The organism is Cupriavidus taiwanensis LMG 19424, assembly GCF_000069785.1.
GTDB classification, from domain to species: Bacteria; Pseudomonadota; Gammaproteobacteria; order Burkholderiales; family Burkholderiaceae; genus Cupriavidus; species Cupriavidus taiwanensis.
The window spans coordinates 317,070-330,501 of sequence record NC_010530.1 but is presented as its reverse complement, the minus strand read 5'-3'; the positions used below and the strand labels follow the sequence as shown (position 1 = coordinate 330,501).

Sequence of the window (13,432 nt, the reverse complement as noted above, 5' to 3'; positions counted from 1 at the left end):
CGCCGCGACCATGGTCGCGGCGGTCCGCCGTGCACGCGATGCGCGTCAGGCGGCCCGCGCCGCTGCGGCGCGCGCGGTCAGCCAGGTCAGCCATGCGGCGACCCCCAGCAGCGCCGCGCTGGCGACGAAGGTGCTTTGATAACCGCCGCGGTCAAACAGCAGGCCACCGACGGTAGAGCCCAGCGCGATGGCAAGCTGGACCACCGCCACCAGCAGGCCACCACCGGCCTCGGCATCGTTCGGGAAGGTCCTGGCGACCCAGGCCCACCAACCCACGGGCGCCGCGGTGGCCACAAACCCCCACAGTCCCAGCAACGCGACCGTCGCGGCAGTCTGGCCACCGAATGCAATCAGCGCCAACGCAATCCCGGCCATCAAGACCGGTATAGCCACCATGGTGGCGTAGAACCCGCGCCGGAGCGCCGCGCCGATAGCCATGGTGCCGATGAACCCCGCAATCCCGATCACCAGCAGGATCAGCGACAGCGACGACGCATCCACCCGCGTCACCGTCTCGAGGAACGGCCGCACGTAGGTGAACAGCGTGAACTGCCCCATGAAGAAAACGCTGGCACCGAGCATGCCCAGCACCACCGGCGGCTGGCGCAGCAGCCGCAAGCCGTTGCTTGAGCCATTGACTGAGCCGCTGCCGCGCGCCGCCACCGGCATCGCCGGCAAGCTGACCCACTGCCACGCGAAAGCGATCAGCGCCACCGGCACCAGGCAGAAGAACGCGCCGCGCCAGCCGATCACCGCGCCCAGGTAGCTGCCCAGCGGCGCGGCCACTACCGTGGCCAGCGCGTTGCCGCCGTTGAAGATTGCCAGCGCGCGCGGCACCTGCCCCGGCGGAACCAGTCGCATCGCCGTCGCCGCCGACATCGACCAGAAGCCGCCGACGACCACGCCGATCAGCGCACGGCCCGCCATGTACGCAAGGTAGTCGGGCGCCAGCGCGATCACCGCGCCGGAGACGGCCATCAGTGCCGTCAGCCCCAGCAGCAGCGTCTTGCGGTTCATGCTGCCCGCCAGCGCGGCGATAAACAGGCTGGTCATCACCGCAAAGGCGCCGGAGATCGCGATGCCTTGGCCCGCCCGGCCTTCGGTGACATGCAGGTCGGCGGCCATGGGCGTCAGCAGGCTGACCGGCATGAATTCCGAGGCAATCAGCGCAAACACGCACAGCGTCATCGCGAACACGCCACCCCAATGGGCGGGCTGGCGTTCGGCATCGTGCGCAGGGAGGGTCGCGCCCACGGGGGCGTCACAGAGTCGGGTTGTCATGCAGTTGGAAGATCTGGATACGCGCACGACCCCGCGCGGCTCCTTGATCATCCTGAGCTGCGTGGCCCGAGCGCGGTATGCGGGAAAATGTGCCGGAAGCGGCAATGGGCGAAGCCGGGTTCCCGGCCTCTTCGTCGCACCCATCTTCGCGCGTGGACGCGCCCGTGACTAGCTAATGAGTGCTTAAAGAGGTTATAAGTAGCACTAATCAATATGCCGATGGAGTCCGACGCATGGTCCGACGCAATCTCAACGACCTGCTGGCTTTCGTGACGGTGGCGCGCGAAGGCAGCTTTACGCGGGCCGCCGCCTCGCTGGGCGTCACGCAGTCAGCGCTGAGCCAGGCCGTGCGCGGCCTGGAGGAACGGCTGCGGATCCGGCTGCTGACCCGCACCACGCGCAGCGTCTCGCCCACCGCGGCGGGCGAACGGCTGATGCAGGCCATCGGCCACCGCTTCGACGAAATCGAGGCCGAGCTCGATGCCCTGACCGCCTTGCGCGACAAGCCCGCCGGCACGGTCCGCATCACCTGCGGCGACAACGTGCTGCACACCATCCTGCTGCCCAGGCTCACGCCGCTGCTGCAGGAATATCCGGACATCAAGCTGGAGTTCGACGTCAACTACGGCTTCCGTGACATCGTGGCAGACCGCTTCGACGCCGGCGTGCGGCTGGGCAACACCATCGACAAGGACATGATCGCCGTACCCATCGGCCCACCGCTGCGCATGGCGGTGGTGGCATCGCCCGCCTACTTCGCCGCCCATCCGCCGCCGAAGACCCCGAAAGACCTGATGGCGCACCGCTGCATCAACCAGCGCATGCCCACCTCCGGGGGCCTATACGTCTGGGACTTCGAGCGGCGCGGCCGCCAGGTGAACGTGCGCGTGGACGGGCCGCTGATCTTCAATACCACGCAGCCGCAGGTGGACGCGGCGCTCGCCGGGTTGGGGATCACGCTGCTGCCCGAGGATGAACTGATGCCGCATATCGAAGCCGGCCGGCTGGTGCGCGTGCTGGAGGACTGGTGTCCGAAGTTCAATGGCTACCATTTGTACTACCCGAGCAGGCGGCAGCCGTCGCCGGCGTTTGCGTTGGTGGTGCAGGTGTTGCGGGGGTAGGGGTGACGTACTGACGCTTACAGAGACTTCTCTATTAGTTGACCCTGCCGGCAATCCACCGGGCCTTCTTCAGTTCTTGGCGCCAGCACCTTTCATACTTCTGGCAACCAACATTCCGCCCCAACAAAAAACTAAGGCTCACCACTTTGTTCTCGAGCGGCAGGACCAATGTATAACATTGCCCTCCAACCGGCATGTTCACGCCGTTTTGATTCCAAGCACATAGGTGAAACGCTTCGAAAGCAGGCCGTCCCGAGAGCGAAATCTCCCGCACAATCTCGGTGGCGCTCCCAATGCGCAGAATACCGTTGACATCAAGCCAATAAGGCACCACTCCCCGGCCGATCGATTGGCAAACCGCAATGGTTTTACGGCAAACGGTTCCGGTGTCAGATTCGTTGCCTCCTAATGGGCGCCGCCTTGTCAGCACGATATCGAACAACACGCCCCTATGCTCGGCATCGGACCCAGCAGCCGATATGCTTTCGGCAACCCTCGTATAGTCTCGAGTAGGGACCTCTACTTGTATCGAATCTCCAGTGAACATGACTACATCAGGCAACGCACCAGCATTGCTGAGTCCCGTCGTCATTAATAGCACCAGGGCGAGCGTCCTTTTCATTAATACACCTCATCACCAACCACACGATAAATTCTATCCGTGTGGAATTCGCGATTATCGAGACCGGTCTCACCGCCATTGATGGCAAGCGTAACCATCCGAACATTCTCTCGCGTAGGGCGTCCCGAATTTACCATCCGATTAATTGAGCTGAGCATATGGGGCTCTCCGCGATGAGGGGACGCAGCCCAATACCAACCACCTGCATCAATAACCGCATAGTCATCAGTAGCCAGCACATCTGGATTGCTGATGACTGGCCTCCGAACCACTCCTCGCCGTTCCCACCAGCTTCTGTCAAAAGATTCTCTAGCTATCCACCCGCGGTACACCCAATATTCGGTGTAATTATATTTACCTGTCAATTGTTTCATTCCTCTTCCACGGTATCTAAAGGCATCTCCCAGAAGATCATTTCCCAATCTCCCACTGTACAGCTGATTGCAACTCGCTTCGCTTCTCCGTTCGAACATCAGCGTCAAGGTCCTGGACTCTTCTGCACCCTGCCCGAGAAAGTGAGCCAGACGATAGCTAGAAGCATTCAAATGATATTTCCTAACAACCTTGTTAAGTTGAGTCCGGTAGCGTTCTCGTACCTCATGGCTTAGCGCATTTCTCGCCGTATCAAGTCGTGACCCGATCTTCTTTTGATAAGCATCCGTGTAAACCAACGAAAATTCCAGAGGACTCATCCATCCACACTTTCTAAATATCCGAACGAACTCGCGCGGATCGAAATGCCAATGCGTCCTCGCTAGCGCTTCACTTCCTGTGATTTGACCATCCGCATTAAGTTGAGGAATCTGAAGATTGGCTTCTTTCCAAAACGCGAGCGCCTCGATATGTCCGCGCAATCTATCAAACTGACGATCTGTCATTGGATTCTGATTGGCGGGGCTTCTCGTCTTCAACCATCCCCAACTGGCATCTATTGCAGTCGCATCCCATTCAGTCGGAAATTTGCAGATCAAGCGTCTCAGAAATGCCTTAACTTCCGGGGCGATCAAACGTGTGTGAGCTTCGTCGGCAGTGATCGATCCATCCCTATTGAAATCCGCCGGACCAAGAATTTCAGGTGCATTGCACAGGCTATTTCCATCGGCGGTATCTTCGATCAGTTGCCAACCTCGCCAGTGGGGGAAGTCAGCATCGCTGAACTTGCGGACTCCCTGAGCGTTTAGATTGACCCAACCCGTACCGGCGGGCGTACGAATCTGCCGCCAGTGTGGTACGTCTGCAGGAACAAGCGGATCAGGGCCGACTATCCGTCCAAAGCGCAGAAGTTCATACACTGCGCTCGGTGCAGGCCGCGCGTTAGCAGGGTACGCATCACTAATACTGTTTGCATCACGGTAGAGGTTGTACTCGGCATCTGGCTCAATCAGGGCAGTGCCTAGTGGAGTACCGGATTGTCGATACGTTGTCACGTACGCATGCCCGCGCTTGTACTGCATGCCGTCGCCCTCCGCGTATCGCAATCCGACAAACAGGTTTTCGCCCAACGGTGAACCGTCTGAAGGCGAGGGCCGATTCAGCGGCGGACGTTGCGGATACACCCGAACAGTCTCGGCCAAATAAAAATAGAGTTCACCAAACACGGCATCGCTACGGCCATCGCTAATTTTCGAGACAAACCCACTACCCCTTCCAACAAGTTTTATTAAATTCGCGTCATCACAGATGATCTCAAGATGAATGCGACCCGGCTGACCTTTGATGTAACCCGCCTGCCCTATCTCATCCTTTCGAAGAATCTGCCGACCCTGCCGTACCGTGCTGCGCACCGTGTGCAGATGCATGTATACGGAAAAAAAAATTACTCGCGTTGGAATATTTTGCTGAAATTCCGCTCCAATTTCTGTTTCATGGCGGACGACAACGACACCGTCGCTCGTTCGGCCACCATAGTTCAGCGGAGCATCCGGTGCCGGCGCTTCGGGCGGCTCGCTGGAGCCGCGGCGGTAAACGACCACCCCGTCGGCTATCGCGCGCACAGGTTCCATTCCTGCGTTGCCACGAGCTGGAGCTTGCAAATGCACGCCACCATGCCATCCCAGGTTATAGCTCACCGGATAGCCACCGTCGCCCGGCTCGCCACCCGACATGGCGGCTTCCAGCCATTGCTCCTCGGTTTGGCTGTCGACTCGTGGTGGCAGAAAGGGAGGACTTATCAGCATTGGGCACCTACACTGTCGATCAAATGGAGAACGGATAGTCGTCGTCGAGAGAAGATGGCGTATCGGGAACTTGGGGAAGGTCTCGGTTGGTGTTTGACGGCCCCTCGAACTTCCTCTGCGCCGCCTTGTAGGTAATCGGCCCCGGACATTCGAAGGTGATATTGCCGCCCTCAATCGTGATGGCTGCCCCGCCCGCGGTCGCGATGCGAATCCGCTTGGCCGCGGCAATGTCCACATTCATGTTGGCCGACACAATGGTCAGGTCCTCTCGCGCCGCCAGCTTCAGCAAATCGTGCTGCGCCTGGAGATCGATATCGCCCTGGCCTGCGGTCAGTTGCATGCCGACGTTGCCGTCGCCGGCCGAAGACAAGCCTGCGGCCACGCCGATCGCCTGTCCCGCATGGACACGGCCTTGTCCCGCGACGGCGACATTGTTGTCCTGGCCGCTGGCGAGCACGACGCTTTCCCCATTGGCGATTTGCAAGTCCTGGCCCGCCACCATAGCGACGCCAGCCCTGCCGTTGAGGTGGACCATTGGCTCGCCCTGATGCGGCACCTTTCCCGGCGTGCTGGTATTGCCGCCAGCCGCATCCGCCCTTGCCGCTTCGAGCGATTGCCCATCGACCATGCCGGCTGCCGCTTTGGCTTGCTTCACAAGCGGCGCCTCGTCGCCCGTCCCGGTCGACAGGGCTCGGGTCTGGTGCGTGACGGAGCCATCGCTGAGCGTCCGGACCAGATCGCCCGCCTGCCGCAGCAGTGCGATACCGGCGGCGTTGTCGCCGGTCGGCAGCACGTGGCCGGTGACGGCATCGCGATAGGTCGTCAACAGCAGCCCAGCCCTGCCACGGACCGCGGCGTAGCCATCGGTGCACAGCTCGAACCCCTGGCCCCGGAAACTGCCGCGGCGGTTGTCCTGCTGGTGAATCACGTGGCCGAGATTGAGCTGCGTGGCTTGTTCCGTCGTGGCGAGTTGCGTGCGCAGTTGCTCATCCGTGTCGTCGAACACCAGCTGGTTGTAGCCCTTGCCGCCATGCTCCTGGCTCTTGAACCCGGTCAGCGCGGCGGCGTTGCGATGACCATCCGCGTCAGCGCTCATGCCGTGCCACGCCGGGCTGTTGCCGCCGGCCAGATTGCCCTGTGCGCTCGGCTGCGTGTCGGAGCCCATCGCATAGATGCCGCTGGCGTCATAGGGCTGGGAGAAGGTGGTGGCTGCCATCGACTTGCCGCCCGGCGTAGGGACGATGCCAGCTTCGCCCTGGCCGTTGTACAGCGCGCCGATCACGAACGGCTGGTCGATATCGTTGTCCGCAAACTTGACCAGCACCTCCTGGCCGATGCGCGGCAGCCATTGCCAGCCCATGCCGGTCCCGGCTTGCCGTTGCGCGACGCGGATCCAGCGGCTGCTGCGGTCGTCGGCGCGCTCGCCGCGCTGCCACGGGAAGCGCACGCGGATTTGCCCGCGTGGGCTGGCGTGGTGTTCGGCGCTGCCATCGGCCTGGGTCTGGCCGTCCGGGCCGACCACGATTGCGGTATGGGCGCCCAGCGGGGTAGCTCGGCTATAGAGGCGCGGACAATCGCCCTCCAGCACAGCGGCGCGCCATGGGCGGCGCGCATCGAAGGCACGAAAGAGCGCCGCATAGCCGTGTTCCCGTGCGGCCGACCGCAGGGATTTGGTCGGTACCAGCCGCTCGGCCGCGTCGTCGAAGACGCTGCTCATCAGACCGGCGGAGGTCGCCGTGGCATCCGGTGCCGGCGGCGGCAACTCGAAGCACAACGCCGCTTCCAGCGGCCCGATCCGGTCGGCGAGCGCGGCACGCGTTTCCACGGCGAGGTTGTTGATGCCGCAGTGCTCCACCGCATCGAGCAGCAGCGGATACCCTGCCGTATCGTCCTGCTGTGGCGGCAGATGCGGGCAATCCGTGACGGTCAGGCGGGTGCCACTACGCAGCGAGCGCACCGAGGCGCTGCCGGTAAACACCTGTGCGCGGACTTCGATCGCCTCCATCACCTGTTCGGCGACGCGCTGTGCGCTGGCCGTGTCCGGCGCCAGCGACAGGCTCACTGAAAAATAGGGATCCGGGCTCACAGCTCGGCCGGAAAAGACGCCGTAGCGCGCCGGCGCGTGCGCCCGGATCGCGCGCTTTACTTCGGGGTCCCAGGCGCTCACTGCCACGCCGCCGACCGCGGCACGCGTCTCACAGATCAACTGCTGGATCGCGTCAGCCGATTCCTGGCTATGCGCGCGGTGGTAGCGGATACCGCCGCCAGCCGCCGATTCGGGGTCTTCCGGCAATTGCGCGCTGTCGGCGAAGATCAACACGGCATGGCCGAAGGGAGATTCGTCGTCTTCCACGACGGTATATCCGAGGCCGGCCTCAGCCAGCAGGCGCGACAAGAATTGGTAGTCGGTCTCGCGGAATTGCGCGATGTGGTCGCGTTCTCCGAACGCGGCGATGCGGGCTTCGGCTCCGGCCGCATAGCGCCAGTGGGCATATGGCGCATAGTCCTGCAGAACGGATTCGATGATGCTGTCGAGTGTGCGGTTCTGAAACACCTGGCTGTGGCGCTGCTGCGTGGTCAGCCACAGCCAGGGGATCACGGTCAGGCGATAGCGCGCGAGGCTGCCGTCGGCACCAAGCTTCTCGGCCTGGCGGATCAAGCCGGTGCGGCGTGACTGCCTTCCACCCGCCAGTGCGGTAACCAGCGTGACTCGCTGTCCAAGCAAGCTGTCGAGCGGGATGCCGGCATTGGCGCTGAGCGCGATGATGCGTGATTCCGCCAGCATCGAGACACCTTCCCGGCCGATCCAGGCTTCGACGGCAAGTTCTTCGACCGGCGAGCTGCCGTCCAGCCAGTACAAGCGATGGTGCGAAGAAAAAAGATGCTGATAGAGCGTGGCAAGGTCCATTTTCCCGTCCAACCAGGGCAGCAGCGCAATCGCCGATGGGCGAACATGCGAATCTGCCCCGAAACGGCACGGAATCCCATCAGCAATGTATTAAATGATATTTATATATGTTTTTATCAGATTAAAGAAACCATCATGAGGGCGTCTGCCCGGCTTCGCTTGACAAAAAAAGCCGCTCCAAAGAGCGGCTTCCCCTTGACGCAAGCGGGCATCCAGCCCGCCCCTCGCATCAATCATCCAGCAACGACAAATCCCGCACCGCGCCCTTGTCCGCCGACATCACCAGCTTGGCATACGCCTTCAGCGCCGCCGACACCTTGCGCGGACGCGGCTTGGCCGGTTTCCAGCCCTTGGCGTTCTGCGCTTCGCGGCGGCGTGCCAGTTCCTCGTCGGAGACCAGTACGTTGATAGTGCGGTTGGGAATGTCGATGCGGATCTTGTCGCCGTCCTGCACCAGGCCGATGGCGCCGCCGGCCGCGGCTTCGGGCGAGCAGTGGCCGATGGACAGGCCCGAGGTGCCGCCGGAGAAGCGGCCGTCGGTCAGCAGCGCGCAGGCCTTGCCCAGCCCCTTGGACTTGATGTAGCTCGTCGGGTAGAGCATTTCCTGCATGCCGGGGCCGCCCTTCGGCCCTTCGTAGCGTACGATCACCACGTCGCCGGCCTTGACCTTGTCGTTGAGGATGTTCTCGACCGCTTCGTCCTGCGATTCGGTGACGTGGGCGGTGCCCTCGAACACCAGAATGCTTTCGTCGACGCCGGCGGTCTTCACCACGCAGCCGTCGAGCGCGATGTTGCCGGTCAGCACCGCCAGGCCGCCTTCCTTGGAGAAGGCGTGCTCGTAGGAGCGGATGCAGCCTTCGGCGCGGTCCAGGTCCAGGCTGGGCCAGCGCGTGTTCTGGCTGAACGCGACCTGGGTCGGGATGCCGGCCGGGCCGGCCAGGTAGAACTGCCTGACGGCCTCGTCCTGGGTGCGGGTGATGTCCCACTGCGCCAGGGCGTCCTTCAGCGTGGGGGCGTGCACGGTGGGCACGTCGGTGTGCAGCTTGCCGGCGCGCTCCAGTTCGCCCAGGATGGCCATGATGCCGCCGGCGCGGTGCACATCCTCGATGTGGTACTTGTTGGTGTTGGGCGCAACCTTGCACAGCTGCGGCACCACGCGCGACAGTCGGTCGATGTCGGTCATGTCGAAGTCGATTTCCGCCTCGCGCGCGATCGCCAGCAGGTGCAGGATGGTGTTGGTGGAACCGCCCATGGCGATGTCCAGCGTCATGGCATTCTCGAACGCCTTGAAGCCTACCGCGCGCGGCAGCACGCGCGCGTCTTCCTGTTCGTAGTACTGGCGCGCCAGTTCGACGATGCGGCGGCCGGCGCGCTTGAACAACTGCTCGCGGTCCGCGTGCGTGGCCACCACCGTGCCGTTGCCGGGCAGAGACAGGCCCAGCGCCTCGGTCAGGCAGTTCATGGAGTTGGCGGTGAACATGCCCGAGCAAGAGCCGCAGGTCGGGCAGGCGGAACGCTCCACCTCGGCCACGTCGGCGTCGGAATACGCGCTGTCGGCGGCGATCACCATGGCGTCGACCAGGTCCAGCTTCTTGAACTCCATCGCCTTGGTCACGGGGTTGGCCAGGCGCGTCTTGCCGGCTTCCATCGGCCCGCCCGAGACAAAGATCACCGGGATGTTCAGGCGCATCGCTGCCATCAGCATGCCCGGGGTGATCTTGTCGCAGTTGGAGATGCACACCATGGCGTCGGCGCAGTGCGCGTTGACCATGTATTCGACCGAGTCGGCAATGATGTCGCGGCTGGGCAGCGAATACAGCATGCCATCGTGGCCCATGGCGATGCCATCGTCGACCGCAATGGTGTTGAACTCCTTGGCCACGCCGCCCGCGGCCTCGATCTCACGCGCAACCAGCTGGCCCAGGTCCTTCAGGTGCACGTGCCCCGGCACGAACTGCGTGAAGGAGTTGACCACGGCGATGATGGGCTTGGAGAAGTCTTCGTCTTTCATGCCGGTGGCGCGCCACAGCGAGCGCGCCCCCGCCATGTTGCGGCCGGCGGTGGAGGTTTTGGAACGGTATGTGGGCATGGTCTTGCTTTAGAAGTATCGCGGTAGGAAGCGGGCCGCGGGAATAAGGGCCCTGGCATGCCCGTGCGATCAACCTCTTGAGCTGCGCCGTGGGCAAAGCGGCAATTATCCCACAGCCGGCCGGGCACGATATGCCGCCCCGCCCGTGGCGTCCGGCACGCGAGAACCGGGCGCAATGTTCGGACGGCCACCATGGGCACGCGCCCTTTGCGCCCGACGCCCTTGCGCGATCGCCGTTTCGGGGAAATGCTTGCGCTTATGTCACCTGCGCGGAGCAACGTCATGGACACATCAAGTGAACTGCAAGCCACCGTGGATGCCCTGGCACAGCCGGGCAAGGGCCTGTTGGCCGCCGACGAGAGCGGGCCGACCATCGCCAAGCGGTTCGAGCGTATCGGCGTGGAATCGAGCGAGGAAAACCGGCGCGCATGGCGGCAACTGCTGCTGGGCACGCCGGGGCTGGGCGAGTTCATCAGCGGCGTGATCCTCTACGAGGAAACGCTGGGCCAGAGCGCGGACGACGGCACGCCCTTGCCCGAACTGGCCGCGCGCCAGGGCATCGTGCCCGGCATCAAGGTCGACAAGGGCAAGCTCGCCCTGGCGCTCGCTCCCGGCGACGAGATCACCGAGGGCCTCGACGGCCTGGGCAAGCGGCTGGCCGCCTACCGGCAACAAGGCGCGCGTTTTGCCAAGTGGCGCGCGGTCTACAACGTGTCCGACACCCTCCCCGGTCTCGCCGCCGTGCAGGCCAACGCCGAAGCGCTGGCCCGCTACGCCGCGATCTGCCAGCAGGCCGGCGTGGTGCCGATCGTCGAACCCGAAGTGCTGATGGATGGCGGCCACTCGATGGCTCGTTGCGCCCAGGTGACCGAGGCCGTGCTGCATGAAGTCTTCCACGCCCTGCACCGCTACGGTGTGGCACTGGAACACATGCTGCTCAAGCCCAGCATGGTGCTGCCGGGCAAGGATGCCGGCCACGCGCCACCGTCGGAGGTCGCGATGCACACCGTGCAGGTGCTCAAGCGCACCGTGCCCGCGGCGGTGCCGGGCATCTTCTTCCTGTCCGGCGGACAGACTCCCAGCGAAGCCACCGCCAACCTCGACGCCATGAACCGCCTGGCGCCGCTGCCATGGCGGCTGTCCTTCTCCTACGGGCGCGCGCTGCAGGAACCGCCCCTGCTGGCCTGGCGCGGCGACGCCGCCAACGCCGCGCAGGCGCAACAGGCGCTGCTGCTGCGGTCGCGGCTGAATGGCATGGCGTGCCTGGGGAAATATGACGCGGCGCAGGAAAGCACCGCCAGCTGAAGGCTGCCGCTGCGCCTATGCCCGCCGGGCGTAGACGCGCGGCCAGCGTCCACACGACGCCTGACCAAGCGTCCGTACGCGTTGCGCAAGATTGCGCCGCGCCGCGGATGCTTTTAACATTGCGGCCAGCCCCATCACCGAGGTACTCGTCATGCGCCATTGATGCCGCCGTCTTCATGACGGCCAGTCTCCCACCTACCCCCCATGAGCAGGGGGAGTCCCTGGCATCCTTGGAATCGACACATGACGCAACCCTGTCTCACGCTGGAAGGCGTGTCCTATGTTCTGCCCGACGGCAGGACGCTTTTCTCCGACCTCACCGAACAGTTCGACCAGCGTGCCACCGGCCTGGTCGGGCGCAATGGCGCCGGCAAGACGGTGCTGGCGCGCTTGCTGGCCGGACAATTGCAGCCAGCCAGCGGGCGCTGCACGCGCTCCGGGAGCGTGTACTACCTCGACCAGCAGATATCGCCTGCGCCTGGCGCTACGGTGGCAGGCCTGGCCGGTGCGCAGGCCACACTCGATGCGCTCGAACGCATCGAGGCGGGCAGCAGCGCGCCCGAAGATTTCGATGCGGTGGGCGAGCGCTGGGATGTACGCCTGCGGTTGCAGGACGAACTGGTGCGCAATGGCCTGGACCATCTCGATGCCGCGACGCCTGCCAGCGTGCTCAGCGGTGGCGAAGCCATGCGCGTCGCGCTGATCGGCGCCCTGTTGTCGGATGCCGATTTCCTGATCCTGGACGAGCCCAGCAATCACCTTGACCGGCCGAACCAGCAGGCGCTGATCGAGCAACTGCAGCGTTGGCCGCGCGGTCTGCTGGTGGTAAGCCATGACCGGCACTTGCTGGACACAATGGCGCGCGTCGTCGAGTTGTCTTCGCTGGGGCTGCGCAGCTATGGGGGCAACTACACCTTCTACGCGCAATGCAAGGAGCGCGAGCGGCAGGCCGCGATCCAGCAACTGGAACAACGCAAGCTCGAACGCCGGCGCGAAGAGCAGTCCCTGCGCGAGCAACGCGAACGCCTGGAGCGGCGCCAGGCCCGCGGCAACCGGCAGGGACAAGAGGCCAACCAGGCCAGGATCCTGCTGGGCCGGCAAAAGGAACGCAGCGAAAGTTCGGCCGGCAAGCTGCGCCAGCAGCATGCCGAGACCCGGCTTGAACTGGCCGAGCGCGTGCGCGAGGCCGCGCAGCGGCTTGGAAACGACCAGGTCATCGTGGTGCATGAACTGCCGGTTGCGCTGGCTTCGCAAAAACGTGTCGCGGAACTGGAGGCCGTGGCGCTGCCCTTGGTCCAGGGTGCCACGCGCCAGCTCAGCCTCACGTTGACGGGGCAGCAGCGCATGGGTGTGGTCGGCCCCAATGGCAGCGGCAAGTCGACCTTGCTCAAGGTGCTCGCGCGTCAGCTGCAGCCTGTGGCCGGCACATGCAGGCTTCTGGTGGAAGGCATCTACCTGGACCAGCGGCTGGCCAACCTGGACCCGCGGCGAACCGTGCTGGAGCAGATGCTGGCGGCAAACCCGACGGCTCGCGAAGGCGATCTGCGCACGCGCCTTGCGCACCTTGGCCTGGATAGCGGGAAGATTGCCGTGCCCGGCGGCTCGCTCAGCGGCGGCGAGCGGCTCAAGGCGGCGCTGGCGTGCGTGCTGTATGCCGATCCGCCTCCGCAGCTGCTATTGCTGGATGAGCCCAGCAACCATCTGGACCTGCCTTCGGCACAGGCGCTGGAAGCCATGTTGCGCGGCTACCGGGGCGCGCTGGTCGTGGTGTCCCACGACGATGCGTTCATGAACAACCTTGGCCTGACGGACCGGCTGGTGGCGACGGAACAAGGCTGGCGCATGCAGCCATGGTGATGCCGGCACCTTGACTTGTGGACCTACAATGCGCCCCTGCAGGTCCATTTCGATGCCGACAGAACAAGAGGA

General features: G+C 64.0%; 8 protein-coding genes. 3 read left to right on the top strand and 5 right to left on the bottom strand.

Annotated elements, in window-relative coordinates; all coding sequences use genetic code 11:
• Window positions 1-45: 45 nt before the first annotated feature.
• Window positions 46-1,281, bottom strand: coding sequence for an MFS transporter (locus RALTA_RS17215; RefSeq protein WP_081479528.1), 1,236 nt, complete (start codon window positions 1,279-1,281; stop codon window positions 46-48).
• 233 nt (window positions 1,282-1,514) lie between these two features.
• On the opposite strand from RALTA_RS17215, the gene RALTA_RS17210 reads away from it, so the two are divergent.
• Window positions 1,515-2,402, top strand: a complete 888-nt coding sequence (locus tag RALTA_RS17210) for a LysR family transcriptional regulator (RefSeq protein ID WP_012355151.1) — start codon at window positions 1,515-1,517, stop codon at window positions 2,400-2,402.
• 34 nt (window positions 2,403-2,436) lie between these two features.
• On the opposite strand, the gene RALTA_RS30305 is transcribed toward RALTA_RS17210, so the two are convergent.
• From RALTA_RS30305 to ilvD, 4 genes are all read right to left on the bottom strand, one after another.
• Window positions 2,437-3,024, bottom strand: a complete 588-nt coding sequence (locus RALTA_RS30305) for a hypothetical protein (RefSeq protein ID WP_012355150.1) — start codon at window positions 3,022-3,024, stop codon at window positions 2,437-2,439.
• Window positions 3,024-5,201: a M23 family metallopeptidase gene (locus RALTA_RS29120; protein WP_012355149.1), complete on the bottom strand. Its 2,178-nt coding sequence runs from the start codon at window positions 5,199-5,201 to the stop codon at window positions 3,024-3,026. Before RALTA_RS29120 ends, RALTA_RS30305 begins: the two co-directional genes overlap by 1 nt.
• Window positions 5,202-5,220: 19 nt before the next feature.
• Window positions 5,221-8,109, bottom strand: coding sequence for a type VI secretion system Vgr family protein (locus RALTA_RS17205; RefSeq protein ID WP_012355148.1), 2,889 nt, complete (start codon window positions 8,107-8,109; stop codon window positions 5,221-5,223).
• A gap of 229 nt (window positions 8,110-8,338) precedes the next feature.
• Window positions 8,339-10,198 carry a dihydroxy-acid dehydratase gene (gene ilvD, locus RALTA_RS17200; RefSeq protein WP_012355147.1) on the bottom strand — a complete coding sequence of 620 codons (1,860 nt, stop codon included), beginning with the start codon at window positions 10,196-10,198 and terminating at the stop codon, window positions 8,339-8,341.
• Between the two features lie 282 nt (window positions 10,199-10,480).
• Between ilvD and RALTA_RS17195 the strand changes: the two genes are divergently transcribed.
• Window positions 10,481-11,503 carry a class I fructose-bisphosphate aldolase gene (locus tag RALTA_RS17195; RefSeq protein ID WP_012355146.1) on the top strand — a complete coding sequence of 341 codons (1,023 nt, stop codon included), beginning with the start codon at window positions 10,481-10,483 and terminating at the stop codon, window positions 11,501-11,503.
• Between the two features lie 243 nt (window positions 11,504-11,746).
• On the top strand, window positions 11,747-13,360 hold the full coding sequence (locus RALTA_RS17190) for an ABC-F family ATP-binding cassette domain-containing protein (RefSeq protein WP_041232434.1): 1,614 nt from the start codon (window positions 11,747-11,749) through the stop codon (window positions 13,358-13,360).
• Window positions 13,361-13,432: the final 72 nt, after the last annotated feature.

Excerpts from the sequence above, each read along its gene's own strand:
- RALTA_RS17215 (WP_081479528.1), bottom strand. The coding sequence starts at position 1,281 with ATGACAACCCGACTCTGTGACGCCCCCGTGGGCGCGACCCTCCCTGCG.
- RALTA_RS17210 (WP_012355151.1), top strand. The coding sequence starts at position 1,515 with ATGGTCCGACGCAATCTCAACGACCTGCTGGCTTTCGTGACGGTGGCG.
- RALTA_RS30305 (WP_012355150.1), bottom strand. The coding sequence starts at position 3,024 with ATGAAAAGGACGCTCGCCCTGGTGCTATTAATGACGACGGGACTCAGC.
- RALTA_RS29120 (WP_012355149.1), bottom strand. The coding sequence starts at position 5,201 with ATGCTGATAAGTCCTCCCTTTCTGCCACCACGAGTCGACAGCCAAACC.
- RALTA_RS17205 (WP_012355148.1), bottom strand. The coding sequence starts at position 8,109 with ATGGACCTTGCCACGCTCTATCAGCATCTTTTTTCTTCGCACCATCGC.
- ilvD (WP_012355147.1), bottom strand. The coding sequence starts at position 10,198 with ATGCCCACATACCGTTCCAAAACCTCCACCGCCGGCCGCAACATGGCG.
- RALTA_RS17195 (WP_012355146.1), top strand. The coding sequence starts at position 10,481 with ATGGACACATCAAGTGAACTGCAAGCCACCGTGGATGCCCTGGCACAG.
- RALTA_RS17190 (WP_041232434.1), top strand. The coding sequence starts at position 11,747 with ATGACGCAACCCTGTCTCACGCTGGAAGGCGTGTCCTATGTTCTGCCC.